Here is a 16,971-nt window from a genome sequence, read left to right on the forward strand (position 1 = left end):
ACGGTTACCAAAAGGTTAATCCACACAATGTCCGATCAGGTCGTCACCCGTTTTGCCCCCTCTCCCACCGGTTTCCTGCATATCGGTGGCGCGCGCACCGCGTTGTTCAACTGGCTCTTTGCGCGCGGGCGTGGCGGTAAGTTCCTGCTGCGGATCGAGGATACGGACCGCGAACGCTCGACCCCCGAAGCGACGGCGGCGATTCTGCAGGGTATGGAATGGCTGAGGCTGGACCATGATGGCGACGTGATCAGCCAATTCGAAGGCGCCGCGCGCCACGCCGAGGTAGCGCATCAGTTGCTGGCCGAGGGCAAGGCCTACAAGTGTTTCTCGACCCAGGATGAGATTGCCGCATTCCGGGATCAGGCGCGGGCCGAGGGGAAATCGACCCTGTTCCGCAGCCCGTGGCGCGACGCCGATGCCTCGACCCAGCCGGACGCGCCTTTCGTGATCCGCATCAAGGCCCCGCAGGACGGCACCACCGTGATCCGTGATCAGGTGCAGGGCGACGTGACCATCCGCAACGATCAGTTGGACGACATGGTCCTGCTGCGCTCGGATGGCACTCCGGTCTACATGCTGGCCGTTGTGGTGGACGACCATGACATGGGCGTGACCCATGTGATCCGGGGTGACGATCACCTCAACAACGCCGCGCGCCAGATGATGATCTATGAGGCGATGGGCTGGGACGTTCCGGTCTGGGCCCATATTCCGCTGATTCACGGGCCGGATGGCAAGAAACTGTCGAAACGACACGGAGCGCTTGGCGCACAGGAATATCAGGCGATGGGCTATCCGGCTGCCGGTATGCGCAACTATCTGGCGCGACTGGGCTGGAGTCATGGCGACGATGAGTTCTTCACCGACGCCCAGGCGCTGGAATGGTTCGATCTGGGCGGGATCGGCAAAAGCCCGGCGCGGTTCGATTTGAAGAAGCTGGAAAACCTCTGCGGTCAGCATATTGTCATCTCGGATGATGCTGCGTTGCGGCAAGAGATCGAGGCATATCTGGCTGCGGCGGCTCTGCCCGCTCTCACTCAAGCACAATCAGGTGATCTGGAACGTGCGATGTATTGCCTCAAGGATCGGGCACGGACATTCCCGGAACTTCTTGAAAAAGCACATTTTGCACTCACATCGCGCCCGGTTGAACCCGATGAAAAAGCGGCAAAGGCACTGTCGACTGTATCCGACGGTATACTGGAAGAATTGACGCCGCAGCTGCAAAATGCTAGCTGGTCTCGGAACGAACTGGAGGAGACCCTGAATTCCTTTGCGGAAGCGAAAGGGATTAAGTTCGGCAAACTGGCAGGTCCGCTGCGCGCGGTGCTGGCAGGTCGGGCGGTCACACCTTCGGTTTTTGACATGATGCTTGTGCTTGGGCGGGATGAAACCCTTGCACGGCTTTCTGATGCAGCGACCTGATCCCGGCTTCACATTCGGGTAACGCTGCTCCGTTAAGACCCGGACTGCGCCACCGCGCGCAGCTGTTGCCCGATTTGTCGGACAGCGAGCCGGCAAACGCACGAATGAGGAAGGGACATAAATGACCGATAGCCAAAAAACAGCGACCCTGACTGTCCACGGCAACACCTACGAATTGCCGATCCACTCACCCACTGCTGGCCCCGATGTCATCGACATCCGCAAGCTTTATAGCCAGGCCGATGTGTTCACCTACGATCCCGGCTTCACCTCGACCGCCAGCTGCGACAGCACCATCACCTATATCGATGGCGAAAAGGGCGAATTGCTGCATCGCGGTTATCCGATCGATCAGCTGGCCGAAAAGTCCCATTTCCTCGAAGTGTGCTACCTGCTGCTGTACGGAGAGCTGCCGGCGGCGAAAGATCTGGAGCAGTTTGAAACCACGATCACGCGTCACACCATGCTGCACGAGCAGATGCAGTATTTCTATCGCGGTTTCCGCCGCGACGCCCATCCGATGGCAATTATGGTCGGTGTGGTTGGCGCGATGTCGGCCTTCTATCACGATTCGACCGATATTGCGGACCCGCATCAGCGCGAGGTCGCCTCGCATCGCCTGATCGCCAAGATGCCGACCATCGCGGCCTGGGCTTATAAGTACCACATCGGTCAGCCCTTCATCTATCCGCGCAACGATCTTGACTATGCCTCGAACTTCCTGCGCATGTGCTTTGCCGTGCCTGCGGAAGACTATGAGGTGAACCCGATCCTCAGCCGTGCAATGGACCGCATCTTTACCCTGCACGCCGATCACGAGCAGAACGCATCGACCTCGACCGTGCGTCTGGCCTCGTCTTCGGGGGCGAACCCGTTCGCCTGTATTGCCGCCGGCATTGCCTGCCTCTGGGGTCCGGCCCATGGCGGCGCGAACCAGGCGTGCCTTGAAATGCTGGAAGAGATCGGCAGCGTCGACCGTATCCCCGAATACATCGCGCGCGCCAAGGACAAGAACGATCCGTTCCGTCTGATGGGCTTTGGTCACCGCGTCTATAAGAACTTTGACCCGCGTGCGAAGGTGATGAAGCAGTCAGCGGACGAAGTTCTGGACCTGCTGGGGATCGAGAACAATCCAAAGCTGCAAGTCGCCAAGGCGCTGGAAAAGCAGGCTCTGGAAGATCCATATTTCGCCGAGAAAAAGCTGTTCCCGAACGTGGATTTCTATTCGGGCATCATCCTCGAGGCGATGGGCTTCCCGACCTCGATGTTCACTCCGATCTTCGCGCTGTCGCGCACCGTTGGCTGGGTCAGCCAGTGGAAAGAGATGATCGCCGATCCGCAGAACAAGATCGGTCGTCCGCGCCAATTGTATCTGGGCGAAACCACCCGGGATTACGTGGATATCGAAAAGCGCTGAGCCGTCCTGCGGCTTACACCACAGAAACATGCGACAAGGCCCCGGTTTTCGGGGCCTTTTTGCTGTGGTGTTACCGAAATGTAGCCCTCGACTCGAAACTCGCGCAAACGCGGTGCGCCTGCCTTTGCAGCGGGGATCACTCTGCCTAATGTCCAGCACAGCTTTTGATAGGCCGTTGGATTCATGCGCATACCCGTATTCTGTCTCGCTCTGCTGTTTGGCACCCCTGTGGCTGCGCAAACCCTGCTGGAAAACGCCTTCAAGAACGCCCAACGTGAATACGCGGCGGGCTCGCTGGCTGTTCTCAGCCTGGTGGGCATTCCCGATGACTCGGCCAGCGCGATCTCATTGCAATCCAACACCGGTGATCGCGAGTATGATTTCAAATCGGCGCAACTGGGCGGCGGGTTTCGCCTGAGCGAGGGTATCCCGCTCTATCTTGAGGGCTATATCGGGTATGCCCGCTATGACCCGGTGTTTACCTTCGGCGATACGGGCGAAACGACAGCCGTACCGCTGAAATGGACCAGTCTCGCCCTCACCGGCGGTATCGGCTATCAGTTCGATCTGGGCGAACGCTGGAAGCTTACGCCGATGGCACATATCTCGGTCGGGCGCACGCAGTCCGATGCCTCGGTCGGGGCGCAGGTCATTGCCAACCGGCTGGGACTGGAGCGTGATTTCGTCGAAAGCGGTGGTCTGTGGGCCGGCGGTGCCGGTGGCTCACTGACCGTGGATTATGACCTGCCACTTGAAAACGACCGCGAATTCGAGGCCAGCTTGCGATATACGCATATCGAGTACTGGCCCATCGGAGACGACGAGGACCTGCTGATCGAATCCACCGCGGCCAATGCGGTTCTATGGGCCCGGTATCGTTTTCCCACCGGCAAACAGATGTTCGGGCGTCCGGTGCGCTGGGTTGGCGATCTGTCCTTTTCCTATCTGCTGGGCGATCAGGCCATCGTGCTTGGCACCGACTGGCTGGCGCGTGTCGGCGGCGGGGTTGAGGTTGATCTGTCCGACACCTGGGTGCCGTGGGTTACCACAACCCGGCTTATGGTCCGTTATTATGGCAGCGATACGGTCAATGGCTTCACGGTTGGGCTGGGGATCAGTTTCTAGAACAGCGACAGCTGATCACCCGGCTGCGGTGGCGGCGCAAAATGTGCGGTACTGAGGGGCTGGGACTTGATCGCAAGGCCCAGTCTTTTGCAGGCGGCCTTGAACCGCTGGGCAATCATCTGGGCATAGGTGCCCTCGCCCCGCATCCGGTGCCCCCATCGCGGATCATAATCCCTGCCCCCGTGCATCTCACGCAGCCGCGCCATAACCTTCGCGGCGCGCGCTGGTTCATACTCGTCCAGCCAGTCTTGCCACAGGGCCGACACCTCGCGCGGCAGGCGCAGCATGATCCAACTGGCGGCATCCGCGCCAGCCTGCCGGCCTGCTTCAAGCAACTGCTCAAGCTCATGATCCGTCAGCCCGGGTATAATGGGCGAAGTCATGACCCGCACCGGCACCCCCGCTTCGGTCAACCGGCGGATCATCCGCAACCGGCGCAGCGGAGACGGCGCGCGCGGCTCCATCCTGCGCGACAACCCGGCATCCAGCGTGGTGAGGGAAATACCGACCCGCACCAGATTTTTGCGGGCCATAGGACCGAGTATGTCCAGATCACGTTCAATAAGCGCGCCTTTGGTGACGATCCCGACCGGGTGCTGAAAGTCGCTGAGAACCTGCAGACAGGCCCTTGTGATTTCTCGGTTTTTCTCGATTGGTTGGTAGGGATCGGTATTGGTCCCCAGCGCGATTGTCGCCACTTTGTAGCGACGCGCCGACAGCTCTCGCCGCAGGACTTCCGCAGCGTTCGGGCGAGCGACAAGGCGCGTTTCAAAATCAAGCCCCGGCGACAATCCCAGATAAGCGTGGCTCGGGCGGGCAAAGCAATAGACACATCCGTGCTCGCATCCGCGATAAGGGTTGATTGAGCGGTCGAATGGCAAATCCGGTGATTTGTTGTAGGTGATGAGAGTCCGCGCAACCTCGTCCCTGACCTCGGTTCGCAACGGCGGCAAATCCTCGGGCAGGTCCCAGCCATCATCCGTGGATTCGGTCGCAAACCGTTCGAACCGGCCAACGTCGTTTGACGCCACCCCTCGCCCCGGATGCTTTGGCTGAATCAACATTTGTTCACCTTATGTTCTCTTTCAATGATTAGCTGACCGCGCACGGGCTGGCAAGGCATACAAAGATCAGGGTTATGCGACCAATCCGGCTTCAACAGGGAACAATTCGGGACTTAGCCACCAGAAAATGAATGGACTGCAGGATGATCTTGCAAAAAAATCGGTCGCCCGGAGTCACATTTCAACATATAGGTCGGTCTCAGAACGGCCAAGGTCGCAATCGTCACAGTACATCTGCGACGAAATCGCCAAACAGGAAAAAATTGCCACCACGGGCCACAAGCCCGCCAAGCTCAGGGAAACGCCCCATGTCCGATGAAGAAGACATCGTACTGTCCGAACTCAACGACGACGAACTTGTCGAACAGATGTTCGATGACCTCTATGACGGTCTGAAAGAGGAAATCGAAGAAGGCACCAACATCCTTCTCGAGCGCGGCTGGACGCCTTACGACATCCTGACCAAAGCACTGGTCGGCGGTATGACCATCGTGGGCCACGACTTCCGCGACGGCATTCTGTTCGTGCCCGAGGTTCTGCTGGCCGCAAACGCGATGAAGGGCGGCATGGCCATCCTCAAGCCGCTGCTGGCCGAAACCGGCGCGCCGCGCGTTGGCAAGATGGTCATCGGCACCGTCAAAGGCGACATCCACGACATCGGTAAGAATCTTGTGTCGATGATGATGGAAGGCGCAGGCTTCGAGGTTGTCGATCTTGGCATCAACAACCCGGTCGAAAACTACCTGGAAGCGCTGGAAAACGAAAAGCCCGATATTCTGGGCATGTCCGCCCTGCTGACCACCACCATGCCTTACATGAAGGTCGTGATCGACACCATGGTCGAGCAAGGCCTGCGTGAAGAATACGTCGTTCTGGTCGGTGGCGCGCCGCTGAACGAAGAATTCGGCAAAGCCATTGGAGCAGACGGCTACTGCCGTGACGCCGCTGTGGCCGTGGAAATGGCCAAGGACTTCATGTCGCGTCGGCACAACCAACTGGCCGGCTAAGGCACAGACTATACTGTGAAGCAGGCCGTCCTAACCGGGGCGGCCTGCTTCGTCTCAAAGGTCGCGTACCTATATATCAGGTAGCCAGGTGGAGAGATCAGATGACCGACGCACCATTGCCAGATGATGACAGCCTGACCCGCGAAGGCTATGCCGCGCCGCGCGTGACCGAATCCATCCTTCTGATCGCCTGTGGCGCGTTGGCGCGCGAGATACTGGACCTGAAGGAGAGAAACGGCTGGGATCACATCGCGCTGACCTGCCTGCCCGCCATCCTGCACATCCACCCCGAAAGGATTACGCAAGCGGTTGAGGATGCCGTTGCCAAACATCGCGACAGCTACGACCGGATTTATGTCGTCTATGCCGATTGCGGCACCGGGGGCTTGCTGCAGGCCGCATGCGAAAAGCTGGGCGTCGAGATGATCCAGGGCCCCCACTGTTATTCTTTCCTCGAGGGTAATCAGGCCTTTGCCGCCCATGGCGATGACGAAACAACCGCGTTTTACCTGACCGACTTTCTCGCCCGGCAGTTCGACGCTTTTGTTTGGAAGCCTCTGGGTCTAGATCGTCACCCAGAGCTGCGGGATATGTATTTCGGCAACTATACCAAGCTGGTCTATCAGGCGCAGACCGACGATCCCGACCTGACGCGCCGCGCGCAGGACTGCGCCGACCGTATGGGGCTGGAGTTCGAACGCCGCCTGACCGGCTATGGCGATCTTGAAGTCACGTTGTCGGAATGGGCCGCGCGCGGGAAATCCGGCTGACGGTCAGGCGCTGGCCAGCGCAACCTCGCGAATACGCTCGATCATCGACCGTAGCCCGTTTGAGCGTTGTGCCGAAAGGTGATCGTGCAGACCCAGCCGCGCCAACTCACCACCTGCATCCACTTTGCTGACGTCTGCGACGGGCAGCCCGTTGTAAAGCTTGCGCAGCACCGCGATCAGGCCACGCACAATCAGCGCGTCGCTGTCACCGTCAAAGTGAAACTGGCCATTCGCGATGGTCGGGTGCAGCCAGACCTGACTGGCACACCCGGTCACTTTGGTCGCCGGCACTTTCAGCGCCTCGTCCAGAGGTTCCATCGCCTTGCCCTGCTCGATCACATGGCGATAGCGGTCTTCCCAGTCTTCCAGGAATTCGAAATCCTCGACAATCTCTTCAAAGGCGGGCGTTGCCATGGTGGGCTGTCCTTGCGTTACGCGATCACAAATGTGAACTATGCCCGGCTTTCCCCGCTGTCCAGTCCCTTGCGTGCCTTTTCAAGACACAGAATTTGCGCTAACCCCTTGGGTGTAAAGTTGCGCAAAGTGTTGGGTCCATGCACAAAACTCTGTCTGTACTATTGGTCGTTGCGATGTCTGTCTCTGCCTGCAGTGGTTGGAGCAATTCCCGGGCAAACCCGTCGAACTGGTTTGGCAGCAGCACCCCGGCCCCGACCGAGGTTTCAGCCGATGACGCAAACGCCCTTGTCCCGCAACAGAGCGATGCACGTGGGCTGTTCGCGCGGCCCGAAGCTGAAGACAACAGCGTACCAATCACCGTAATCGATGAACTGCGCATCGATCCTACCACAACGGGCGCGATCATCTACGCCTCGGGAACGGCGATCCGGCAAGGGGCTTTTAACGCTCAACTTGCACGCGTGCGGTCAGAAGAGCTGAGCAAAAATGGGGTGATGGAGTTCACCTTCCGCGTGGATTACCCGGAATACGCCACGGCTCAGGGCAGCGCGCGTTCGCGCATGGTGTCCGAGGCCGTCACCGTAAGCACGCAGGATCTGGAAGGTATTCGGTTGGTTCGGGTCGTGGGTGCGCAAAACGCGCTGGAATCGCGGCGCCGCTAAAGCGATACGACGCGCACCGTCTGACCTTTGGCGGCTAGGGCGATCTTGCCATCGCACAGTTTCAGCGCGTCTTCTCCGAACACCTCGAACCGCCAACCAGATAGCGCAGGCACTTCACGCTCACCCGCTGCGATCTGATCCAGATCCGCGCTCGAGGCGATCAGCTTCGCCGCAACCCCAGCACTTTCGGTCTTGGATTTCAGCAGCACCCGCAGCAGATCGGCCAGTGCCGGGTTGACCTTCAGCTTGTCGCGGCTGTTATCCACCTTGGGCAACTTGTCTGGCGGGCAATTCATACCGCGTTTCACCGCCGCCAGTATTCCATCCGCAATCGCACCCTTCCGCGCCTCGCGCAACAACATGCGTGAACCGCCCAGATCCGATGGGGTTTTGGGTTTGATCGAGGCCATCTCGATCAACGCGTCATCCTTGAACACCCGGCTGCGCGGGACGTTGTTCTGCTGCGCATAGGCTTCGCGGAACTCAGCCAATTCCCGCACCACCGCCAAAAACTTGGCCGAGTTGGTGCGCGTCTTGACCCGGCGCCAGGCTTCCTCGGGGCGGATATCGTAGGTCTCGACACGGGTCAGGATACGCAACTCTTCCGCCACCCAATGATCCCGCCGGGTCTTCTCCAGCTCAGCGGCCAGATATTCGTAGATCTTCCGCAGATGCGTCACGTCCGCCAGCGCATAGGATTTTTGCGCATCGGTCAGCGGACGCCGCGACCAGTCTGTGAACCGAGAGGTCTTGTCGACCCCCTCCTTGCAGATCTTGCGGACAAGCGTCTCGTATCCGACCTGCTCGCCAAATCCGCAGACCATGGCCGCCACCTGAGTATCGAACAGGGGCGTCGGGAAAACACCGGCATCGACCCAGAAAATCTCAAGATCCTGCCGGGCGGCGTGGAAAACCTTGACCACGTTTTCGTTGCGGAACAGCTCATAAAGTGGTTCCAGCGACAGGCCCTCGGCCAGCGGATCAACCAGCACCGCGCTGTCCTCGTCTTCGGACGGTACCGCAAGTTGCACCAGACAGAGTTTTGAATAGTAGGTCCGTTCGCGCAGAAATTCGGTATCTACGGTGACGTAGGGATAGTCCGCAGCAGCCGCACAGAATGCAGTCAGCTCTTGCGTCGTTGTCAGGGTTTTCATGCGCCGTACTATTCTTGCTTTTATGGTTCTTGTGACTGCCCGTTTGGTCCTCGTCCCGAGCGATATGCGACCATAAGACGAATATTCAGCGCATGTAAATCACCCCGGCAGGTCAGGGCAAAAGAACCGGTTCGGTGTTGCCCTGAGAATACCGCCGCAGAACTGCAGGATAAAGCTTGTGTTCCCATTCCAGCACACGCGTGGCCAGCGTTTCGGGCGTGTCACCGGCTTCGATTACGACGCGCGCCTGACCCAGAATCGGGCCGTCATCCAGCGCGGCGGTCACTTCGTGAACAGTGCATCCATGCTCGGAATCCCCCGCCTCGATGGCGCGGGCATGGGTGTTCAGACCCTTGTATTTGGGCAGCAGTGAGGGGTGGATGTTCAGCATCCGCCCCTGAAAGCGCGAGACGAAATCCCCGGTCAGAACCCGCATGAACCCGGCAAGACAGACGATATCGGGTTCGGCCTGCAACAAAGGTTTCAGCAATTCAGCCTCAAACGCCGCCCGATCCTTGCCAAAAGGCCGGTGATCAACGGCGGCAGTCGGAATTCCAAGGGCGGCCGCCTTTTTCAGGCCGCCTGCCTTGGCATCATTGGACATGACCAGACAGGGCCGCGCGGGATGGTCGCCGGTCATGCTGTCGACCAGAGACAGCATGTTCGAACCGCCACCGGAAATCAAGATGGCGACGCGCTTATGGCTCACAGCAGCTTGCCCGAATAAACGACGCCCGCCGCATCGGTGACGGTCCCGATCCGCGAGACGGTTTCACCTGCGTCTGCCAGCAATGCCTCCAGCGCTTCGGCCTGATCCGGCGCGCAAACAACGATCATGCCGATGCCGCAGTTGAAGGTCTTGAGCATCTCTGCCTCGGCAATCCCACCGGTTTCCGCCATCCAGCGGAAGACGGGCGGCAAATCCCATGCACTCAGATCGATCTGAGCGCCCAGCCCTTCGGACAGCACACGCGGCAGGTTTTCGGTCAGACCGCCGCCGGTGATATGTGCCAGCGCGTGAACGCCCCCTGCACGGATCGCGGCCAACGCGGGTTGTACATAAAGACGTGTTGGGGTCAGCAGTGCCTCACCCAGCGAGCCGCCACCGAAGGGTGACGCCGAATCCCAGCCAAGCCCGGACATCTCGACCAGCTTGCGCACCAGCGAATAACCGTTGGAATGCAGCCCGTTCGAGGCCAGCCCCAGCAGAACATCGCCCTGCTGCACCCCCTCTGGCAGTGCCGTTCCACGCTCCATCGCGCCGACCGAGAACCCGGCCAGGTCGAAATCTCCATCCGGGTACATGCCCGGCATCTCGGCGGTTTCGCCACCGATCAAGGCGCAGCCGGACTGCACGCAGCCCTCGGCGATCCCTTCGATGATCCGCGCAGCAGTGTCGGTGTCTAGCTTTCCGGTGGCGAAATAATCCAGAAAAAACAGCGGCTCGGCACCCTGACAGATCAGGTCGTTGACGCACATCGCCACCAGATCGATACCCACACCATCGACAACGCCAGTATCGATGGCAATCCGCAGCTTGGTACCGACACCATCGGTCGCGCCCACCAAAATCGGATCTTCGTACCCGGCCGCCTTGAGGTCGAACAGAGCGCCAAAACCGCCCAGACCACTCATCACCCCTGATCGGTTGGTGCGCTTGGCTGCAGGCTTGATCCGGTCGACCAATGCGTTCCCCGCATCGATATCGACACCCGCATCGGCGTAGGTGATTCCGTTCTTGCCCGCTGTCATGGTCAATCCCTCATGAGTGCTTTGCGCGCGGGTTATTCGATTGTGGCCGATGTTGCAACGGTCAGGCTTGACGCGGGCCCTGATCGTGGTACCCAAGGCGTCATGGCGGGCCTGTAGCTCAATTGGTTAGAGCAGAGCGCTCATAACGCTTTGGTTGCGGGTTCAAGTCCTGCCGGGCCTACCAAATCACCGCCCTATGACAATATCCGCGCATAACCCACCCAGCTTTTTGCTGCTGCCCAGCCGCAAGGTGCCGCCATGCACGCGGGCGATATCGGCGACGATGGCCAGGCCAAGACCGACGCCGCTGCCCTGATTCTGATTTCGCGCGGGGTCGAGCCGGGTAAAGGGCCGCACCGCTTCGGTGCGCTGTTCGGGCGGAATACCGGGGCCGTCATCCTCGACCCGGATGCGCAGGGATTTTGGTGTCAACGAAAGGCTGACTTCGGCCTTGCTCCCATAGCGGATCGCATTCCCGATCAGGTTTTCAACCGCCCGGCGCATAGCGGTCGGGCGCAGCATGGCACTGCCCTGCCCTTCGACGGACACCAGTTCAACCTGCTGACCAGCGCGCTGCGCGTCATCGACGATCTGGCTCAGCCAGGTTTCGGGCGTAACCGACTCGGGTGCGCTTTCAGCTGTCCCGCGCGAGAAATCAAGGAACGCATCCAGCAGGGATTGCATCTCATCGACGTCCTGCAGCAACGGCGCCGCCTCATCCTCGGGCAAGAAAGACAGGCCCAATTTGAGCCGCGTCAGCGGGGTGCGCAAGTCATGGCTGACCCCCGACAGCATCAGGGTACGCTGCTCGATTTGCCGCTCGATCCGGGCGCGCATGTCGACAAACGCGCTGCCTGCGGCCCGCACCTCGATGGCGCCGCCGGGGGTGTAGGGCACGCTGCGACCATGTCCAAAGGCCTGCGCCGCATCGGCCAGCCGCGTGATCGGCCGCAACTGATTGCGCATATAGAGGAACGAAATCGTCGTCATCAGACCGGCAAAGAACACCATCGTCACGATCAACTGATGCGGAGCAGTCGGCGACAACCGCCGCCTGTCAAAGCCCAGCTCGAGCGTCCCCAGATCGGTCGTCAGGTACAACCGGACCTCTTGTCCGTTGGGCAGCTCGATTTCCTCAACCTCGGGAATGCGCGCGTGCAGTTCGGCATCCACCTGCGACGCGACGAAATCATACCAGCGCCGGGTTCCATTCTGCGGCATTTCGTTAAGGTCCAGAAAACGGGCTGACATATCCAGAACCGATAGGTCCTTTCGCACTGCAGCCAAAGCCTGCTGCTGGGTTTCCGCCCCCTTCATTCCATCCACCACGAGCAAGACTTCGCGCGCGGTGGTGCGGGTCATCTGAGCGGTGACTTCCTCAAGATGTTTCTGCAGAAAGGCGATGGCGACCACCAACAAGACAACGATGACCGGGAGCACCAGAATCAATGCGGCGCGCGCATAAAGGCTGCGCGGCATATAAGGTTTGAGCCATTGCAACAACATGCGCTAAACCTAGCGGGCTGCCCGGGCAAGAGGAAGAGGTCACGATGCAAGCCCCCGACGATTTCAACCCTGCGCCAGGGCAAGTTCACGCGCTGTCACCGGGCCTGCGCCGGGTCCTTGCCCCCAACCCTTCGCCAATGACCTATCGCGGGACAAATACCTATCTGTTGGGGAACAGCGACATTGCCGTGATCGATCCGGGGCCGCTGAGCGATGCGCATCTGCAAGCCATCCTCGATGCCCTGCAGCCCGGCCAGCGGATAAGCCACATCTTTGTCACCCATACCCATCTGGATCATTCACCGCTGGCTGCGCCGCTTTCGGCCCGCACCGGTGCGCCCGTTCTGGCCTTTGGCGGCCCACAAGCCGGTCGTAGCGACGTTATGTCCATGTTGGCCCAGAACGGGCTGGCGGGCGGCGGCGAGGGAATCGATGCCGATTTCCGCCCTGATATCGAACTCGAAGACGGCGCGCATGTTTCGGCTGATGGCTGGCAGCTTGAGGTCATCCACACGCCCGGTCATCTGGGCAATCATATCGCGCTGGCATGGGGGGATATCTGCTTTACGGCTGATCACATCATGGGCTGGGCCAGTTCGCTGGTCTCGCCCCCCGACGGGGACCTGACCGATTTCATGGCCGCCTGCCACCGCCTGCGCGCGCGGGAGTGGTCGGTTTTTCACCCCGGCCACGGCGCGCCCGTCACCGATCCCGCCGGGCGTTTGGATTGGCTGATTGACCACAGATTGCAAAGAGAAGCGCAAATTCTGGGCGTCCTGGAACAAGGTCCTACGACACCGTCAGAGCTTGCGCAGCGAATCTATACCGAAACCCCCGCCGCCTTGCTGCGCGCGGCCGAGCGGAACGTCTTTGCTCATCTGGTCGACCTGACCGGTCGGTCCCGGGTTGCGCCCGAAGGTGACCTTTCCGAAAGCGCTCGTTTCAGGCGCATCGCTTGAACAAGAAATTTTTTGCAAGCCATGCGCTTCGCCTCTGGACGGCGAAAATCCGGGTTGTTATATGCGCGTCAGTTCCGGCGTAGCTCAGCGGTAGAGCAGTTGACTGTTAATCAATTGGTCGTAGGTTCGATCCCTACCGCCGGAGCCAAATCACCCTAAATTCAGCCAAATTCGCGCCTTGGGCGACCGTCGATTTTTGCGTGGAAATTTTCGATGAAAAAACTCCACGATCCCTCTGGACGTCGCAGAAACAGGTTGCTATACGGCGCGAACCGTTCCGGCGTAGCTCAGCGGTAGAGCAGTTGACTGTTAATCAATTGGTCGTAGGTTCGATCCCTACCGCCGGAGCCATTCTTCCCAGATTGGCACTTACCCCATCAGCGCATCGCTGAAATCAGCGCGCAGATTGCGTTTCAGGACCTTTCCGGTCGCGTTTAGCGGCAGCGCATCGACGAATACAACCTTGTCCGGCACCTGCCATTTGGCGATTTTGCCATCAAAGAATGACAACAAATCCTGTTCGGTCGGTTCTTCGCCTTCTGCCTTCACGGCAACCAGCAAGGGCCGTTCATCCCATTTCGGATGTGGCACCCCCACAACGGCAGCGGTCGCCAGTTGCGGATGCGCGACGGCGATATTCTCCAACTCGACCGAGCTGATCCATTCGCCGCCTGATTTGATGATGTCCTTCGACCGGTCGCGGATGGTCATGTACCCGTCCGGGTCCAATGTCGCCACGTCGCCGGTTGCGAACCAGCCCTCTTGCAGCAAGGCCTCATTCTGCATGTGGAAATAGCTGTCCAGCACCCAGTGGCCGCGCACCATCAGATCACCCTGTGTCTCTCCGTCATGGGGAAGATCGTTGCCGTCATCGTCAACGATTTTCAGTTCAACCCCAAAGGGCGGACGACCCTGGCTTTCACGCAGCTTGTGCTGGGCCTCGATGGGCATATCCAGATGTTTGGCCATCGGGTAGTTCGTTGTGCCAAGCGGACTCATCTCGCTCATCCCCCAGGCGTGGACAGTATCCACGCCATAGGTCTCGCGGAAGGTTTCGATCATCGAGGGTGGACATGCAGCACCGCCGATCACGGTACGATTAAGGCTTTCCAGCTTCGTTCCGCATTTCGCAGCATGGGCCAGCAGGCCCTGCCAGATCGTCGGCACGCCCATTGCCAGCGTCACACCATATGTATCGATCAGATTGACCAGCGCTTCGCCATGCAGGCCCGGCCCCGGCAACACCATGCGCGAGCCGGACATGGCACTAGCATAGGGCGAGCCCCAGGCGTTGACGTGGAACATCGGCACCACCGGCATCACCACATCCATGGCGGAATAGCCGATCACGTCGCGCGTGTTCGATGCGAAGCTGTGCAGAACTGTAGACCGATGCGAATAAAGAACACCCTTGGGGTTGCCCGTCGTGCCGGAGGTGTAGCAGAGGCTGGAGGCGGTGTTCTCATCAAAGCTGGGCCACGCGTAATCCACATCACCGGTTTCAATCAGCTCGTCATAGAAAAGAAGCCCCGGCACCTGAGACAGCGCGGCCTCATCCCGCGCGCCCATCAGCACGAAATGCTGCACCTCGGTCAGATGCTCTTGCAGCGCAACAACTAACGGCAGGAAAGTTGCATCAAAGAACAGAACCCGATCCTGTGCGTGGTTGATGATATAGGTCAGCTGTTCCGGGAACAGGCGGGGGTTGATCGTGTGGCAGACAAAGCCCGCGCCCGAAACCGCATAGTAGATCTCAAGATGGCGACGGTTGTTCCACGCCAGCGTGCCTACGCGATCCTGCGGCTGCAGCCCCAGCTTTTCCAGCGCTGAACCCATCCGATGGGCGTTCCGCGCAATCCCGGCCCAGTTGGTTTCGGTCACGGTTCCGTCGGTCTCGACCGAGATGATCTCGGTCTGGCCGTGATAGCGTTCGGCGTGATCAATCAGCGACGAAATCAGCAAAGGCTGCGTCATCATCTGTCCCAGCATGGACGTCCCTCCCATCGTCGGCGCCAGACTGCGCCTTTGTTTCTTGGCAACAACCCTGCCAAGAATTCAATTGTCTGACAATAAGAGAGTGCGACCGGGTGTCGCGTCAATCGCGATGACGCAAGGCGAATTCGACCAGCGCGGCGGTGGACCCGTCCTTGCCCTCGGTCCCGACCTCGCCATCGACGATCGGCCCCAGCGACGTCGCCAGTTCCTTGCCCAGCTCTACGCCCCATTGATCGAACGAGTTGATGCCCAGCAACACCCCTTCGACAAACACGCGATGTTCATAGAGCGCAATGATCTGGCCCAGCACGAAGGGCGTCAGTTGCGGGTAAATCAATGTGGTCGATGGCCGGTTGCCGGGAAAGACGCGGTGTCTTGCCTGACGTTCCAACTCACCTCCGGTCAGGCCCTTGTCTGCCATGCGCGACCGGGCTTCCTCAAGCGAACGACCCCGCATCAGCGCCTCGGACTGGGCCAGACAATTGGCCAGCAGCAGCCGGTGATGATGGGCCAGTTCGGGCTCGTGCCCTTCGGCAGCCACCATGAACTCGCACGGGATCACGTCGGTACCCTGATGGATCAGCTGATAGAACGCATGCTGCCCGTTGGTTCCGGGCTCCCCCCAGACCACCGGGCCTGATGGCAGGGTCAGATCGCTACCATCCATCGCGACGGATTTGCCGTTCGATTCCATCTCAAGCTGTTGGAAATAGGCCGGAAGGCGCAGCAGGCGTTGATCATAGGGCAGCACGGCGCGGCTGGCATGGCCCAGCACCTGACGATGCCAGACACCCACAAGCGCCAGCATCACCGGCATGTTCTCGGCCCATTCTGCCGCGCGGAAATGCAGGTCCATCGCCTGCCCGCCCCGCAAGAACGCATCGAACGCGTTCGAGCCGACGGCAATCATCACCGGCAGGCCGACCGGCCCCCAGACCGAATAGCGACCGCCTACCCAGTCGGCAAATCCGAACACGCGTGCCTCGGGGATGCCAAAGGCGGCGGTTTTGTCGACGGCGCTTGAGACGGCTGCGAATTGTTGCGACGAATCGCCCCCGCCCTCCGCCATCCATGCCCGCGCAGTGCGCGCGTTGGTCATGGTTTCGATCGTGGTGAAGGTTTTTGAAGCCACAATGATCAGCGTGCGCGTCGGATCAAGTGTGCGCAACGTATCCGCGATATGCGCGCCATCCACGTTCGAGACATAGTGCAACCGCGGCCCATCGTGATACGGCGACAGCGCATGGGTCGCCATGACGGGCCCCAGATCTGAGCCACCGATGCCGATATTCACCACATCGGTAAAACTGCCCCCTGCTCCCTGAATCGCGCCTCCGCGCACTTCCTCGGCGAAGACACGCATCCGCTGTAGCGTGGTGAGCACCTCGGGCATCACATCCTGCCCGTCAACCGCGACCGGCCCGCCATCGAGGTTGCGCAGCGCCGTGTGCAGAACGGCACGATCCTCGGTCTCGTTGATCTTCTGACCAGAGAACATGGCCTCGCGACGCGCGGCCAGCCCGGCCTGATCGCAAAGCGCAATCAACTCTGACCGGATCGACGCGTCGATCTGCGTTTTCGAATAGTCAAACAGCAGATCGCCCGTGGAGGCCGAAAAACTCTGCGCCCGCGCCGGATCAGTCTTGAACAGATCTTCGATGCGATGATCTCGTGTCAATGTGGCATAGGTTTTGAGGCTCTCCAATTCCATCGCC

The 16,971-nt window shown here is 60.0% G+C and carries 15 protein-coding genes and 3 tRNA genes; 10 read left to right on the plus strand and 8 right to left on the minus strand.

The features are described 5' to 3' along the window. The first annotated feature begins 27 nt into the window (after positions 1-27). The 3 genes from gltX (at position 28) to ACR0K9_RS12470 (ending at position 3,970) form a co-directional block, all read left to right on the plus strand. On the plus strand, positions 28-1,428 hold the full coding sequence (gene gltX / locus ACR0K9_RS12460; protein WP_480823629.1) for a glutamate--tRNA ligase: 1,401 nt from the start codon (positions 28-30) through the stop codon (positions 1,426-1,428). Between the two features lie 121 nt (positions 1,429-1,549). Beyond that, positions 1,550-2,845, plus strand: coding sequence for a citrate synthase (gene gltA, locus ACR0K9_RS12465; protein ID WP_480532224.1), 1,296 nt, complete (start codon positions 1,550-1,552; stop codon positions 2,843-2,845). A 183-nt stretch (positions 2,846-3,028) separates the two neighbouring features. Then, positions 3,029-3,970, plus strand: a complete 942-nt coding sequence (locus ACR0K9_RS12470) for an autotransporter outer membrane beta-barrel domain-containing protein (protein ID WP_480823631.1) — start codon at positions 3,029-3,031, stop codon at positions 3,968-3,970. Here ACR0K9_RS12470 and ACR0K9_RS12475 read toward each other — a convergent pair. Continuing rightward, entirely contained in the window at positions 3,967-5,034 is a 1,068-nt protein-coding gene (locus ACR0K9_RS12475; RefSeq protein WP_480823633.1) for a PA0069 family radical SAM protein, read from the minus strand. The two genes, ACR0K9_RS12470 and ACR0K9_RS12475, sit on opposite strands and share 4 nt — an antisense overlap. Positions 5,035-5,342: 308 nt before the next feature. On the opposite strand from ACR0K9_RS12475, the gene ACR0K9_RS12480 reads away from it, so the two are divergent. Together ACR0K9_RS12480 and ACR0K9_RS12485 are read left to right on the plus strand one after the other, a co-directional pair. Continuing rightward, positions 5,343-6,041 carry a corrinoid protein gene (locus tag ACR0K9_RS12480; protein ID WP_480532218.1) on the plus strand — a complete coding sequence of 233 codons (699 nt, stop codon included), beginning with the start codon at positions 5,343-5,345 and terminating at the stop codon, positions 6,039-6,041. Between the two features lie 101 nt (positions 6,042-6,142). Next, positions 6,143-6,811, plus strand: coding sequence for a DUF1638 domain-containing protein (locus tag ACR0K9_RS12485; RefSeq protein ID WP_480823635.1), 669 nt, complete (start codon positions 6,143-6,145; stop codon positions 6,809-6,811). A gap of 3 nt (positions 6,812-6,814) precedes the next feature. Here ACR0K9_RS12485 and ACR0K9_RS12490 read toward each other — a convergent pair whose 3' ends face one another. Further along, entirely contained in the window at positions 6,815-7,225 is a 411-nt protein-coding gene (locus ACR0K9_RS12490; protein ID WP_480532214.1) for a SufE family protein, read from the minus strand. Between the two features lie 140 nt (positions 7,226-7,365). On the opposite strand from ACR0K9_RS12490, the gene ACR0K9_RS12495 reads away from it, so the two are divergent. Further along, positions 7,366-7,890 carry a hypothetical protein gene (locus ACR0K9_RS12495; protein ID WP_480823637.1) on the plus strand — a complete coding sequence of 175 codons (525 nt, stop codon included), beginning with the start codon at positions 7,366-7,368 and terminating at the stop codon, positions 7,888-7,890. Here the strand turns inward: ACR0K9_RS12495 and rnd are convergent. The 3 genes from rnd to purM all read right to left on the minus strand — a co-directional run bounded on the left by rnd (position 7,887) and on the right by purM (position 10,796). Beyond that, on the minus strand, positions 7,887-9,044 hold the full coding sequence (gene rnd, locus ACR0K9_RS12500; protein WP_480823639.1) for a ribonuclease D: 1,158 nt from the start codon (positions 9,042-9,044) through the stop codon (positions 7,887-7,889). The two genes, ACR0K9_RS12495 and rnd, sit on opposite strands and share 4 nt — an antisense overlap. 112 nt (positions 9,045-9,156) lie before the next feature. Further along, positions 9,157-9,753: a phosphoribosylglycinamide formyltransferase gene (gene purN / locus ACR0K9_RS12505; RefSeq protein ID WP_480532208.1), complete on the minus strand. Its 597-nt coding sequence runs from the start codon at positions 9,751-9,753 to the stop codon at positions 9,157-9,159. Beyond that, positions 9,750-10,796, minus strand: coding sequence for a phosphoribosylformylglycinamidine cyclo-ligase (gene purM, locus ACR0K9_RS12510; RefSeq protein WP_480823641.1), 1,047 nt, complete (start codon positions 10,794-10,796; stop codon positions 9,750-9,752). The genes purN and purM overlap by 4 nt, the downstream gene beginning before the upstream one ends. A gap of 107 nt (positions 10,797-10,903) precedes the next feature. On the opposite strand from purM, the gene ACR0K9_RS12515 reads away from it, so the two are divergent. Further along, positions 10,904-10,980 (plus strand) — tRNA-Ile (locus ACR0K9_RS12515). A 2-nt stretch (positions 10,981-10,982) separates the two neighbouring features. On the opposite strand, the gene ACR0K9_RS12520 is transcribed toward ACR0K9_RS12515, so the two are convergent. Next, positions 10,983-12,302, minus strand: a complete 1,320-nt coding sequence (locus tag ACR0K9_RS12520; RefSeq protein WP_480823642.1) for an ATP-binding protein — start codon at positions 12,300-12,302, stop codon at positions 10,983-10,985. 44 nt (positions 12,303-12,346) lie between these two features. Here ACR0K9_RS12520 and ACR0K9_RS12525 point away from each other — a divergent pair, with 44 nt between their 5' ends. The 3 genes from ACR0K9_RS12525 to ACR0K9_RS12535 all read left to right on the plus strand — a co-directional run bounded on the left by ACR0K9_RS12525 (position 12,347) and on the right by ACR0K9_RS12535 (position 13,612). Then, positions 12,347-13,261 carry an MBL fold metallo-hydrolase gene (locus ACR0K9_RS12525; protein WP_480823645.1) on the plus strand — a complete coding sequence of 305 codons (915 nt, stop codon included), beginning with the start codon at positions 12,347-12,349 and terminating at the stop codon, positions 13,259-13,261. A gap of 73 nt (positions 13,262-13,334) precedes the next feature. Further along, positions 13,335-13,409, plus strand: a tRNA-Asn gene (locus ACR0K9_RS12530). A 128-nt stretch (positions 13,410-13,537) separates the two neighbouring features. Next, positions 13,538-13,612: transfer RNA gene (locus ACR0K9_RS12535), tRNA-Asn, on the plus strand. An 18-nt stretch (positions 13,613-13,630) separates the two neighbouring features. On the opposite strand, the gene ACR0K9_RS12540 is transcribed toward ACR0K9_RS12535, so the two are convergent. Further along, positions 13,631-15,250, minus strand: coding sequence for a long-chain-fatty-acid--CoA ligase (locus ACR0K9_RS12540; RefSeq protein WP_480823647.1), 1,620 nt, complete (start codon positions 15,248-15,250; stop codon positions 13,631-13,633). A gap of 106 nt (positions 15,251-15,356) precedes the next feature. Beyond that, the gene (gene pgi, locus ACR0K9_RS12545; protein WP_480823649.1) at positions 15,357-16,967 is read right to left on the minus strand and encodes a glucose-6-phosphate isomerase; all 1,611 of its coding nucleotides are present in this window, start codon (positions 16,965-16,967) and stop codon (positions 15,357-15,359) included. Positions 16,968-16,971 lie beyond the last annotated feature (4 nt).

The organism is Ruegeria sp. L12 (assembly GCF_056531745.1).

Coding starts and splice junctions, on each gene's coding strand:
- gltX (WP_480823629.1), top strand. CDS start 28: ATGTCCGATCAGGTCGTCACCCGTTTTGCCCCCTCTCCCACCGGTTTC.
- gltA (WP_480532224.1), top strand. CDS start 1,550: ATGACCGATAGCCAAAAAACAGCGACCCTGACTGTCCACGGCAACACC.
- ACR0K9_RS12470 (WP_480823631.1), top strand. CDS start 3,029: ATGCGCATACCCGTATTCTGTCTCGCTCTGCTGTTTGGCACCCCTGTG.
- ACR0K9_RS12475 (WP_480823633.1), bottom strand. CDS start 5,034: ATGTTGATTCAGCCAAAGCATCCGGGGCGAGGGGTGGCGTCAAACGAC.
- ACR0K9_RS12480 (WP_480532218.1), top strand. CDS start 5,343: ATGTCCGATGAAGAAGACATCGTACTGTCCGAACTCAACGACGACGAA.
- ACR0K9_RS12485 (WP_480823635.1), top strand. CDS start 6,143: ATGACCGACGCACCATTGCCAGATGATGACAGCCTGACCCGCGAAGGC.
- ACR0K9_RS12490 (WP_480532214.1), bottom strand. CDS start 7,225: ATGGCAACGCCCGCCTTTGAAGAGATTGTCGAGGATTTCGAATTCCTG.
- ACR0K9_RS12495 (WP_480823637.1), top strand. CDS start 7,366: ATGCACAAAACTCTGTCTGTACTATTGGTCGTTGCGATGTCTGTCTCT.
- rnd (WP_480823639.1), bottom strand. CDS start 9,044: ATGAAAACCCTGACAACGACGCAAGAGCTGACTGCATTCTGTGCGGCT.
- purM (WP_480823641.1), bottom strand. CDS start 10,796: ATGACAGCGGGCAAGAACGGAATCACCTACGCCGATGCGGGTGTCGAT.
- ACR0K9_RS12520 (WP_480823642.1), bottom strand. CDS start 12,302: ATGTTGTTGCAATGGCTCAAACCTTATATGCCGCGCAGCCTTTATGCG.
- ACR0K9_RS12525 (WP_480823645.1), top strand. CDS start 12,347: ATGCAAGCCCCCGACGATTTCAACCCTGCGCCAGGGCAAGTTCACGCG.
- ACR0K9_RS12540 (WP_480823647.1), bottom strand. CDS start 15,250: ATGCTGGGACAGATGATGACGCAGCCTTTGCTGATTTCGTCGCTGATT.
- pgi (WP_480823649.1), bottom strand. CDS start 16,967: ATGGAATTGGAGAGCCTCAAAACCTATGCCACATTGACACGAGATCAT.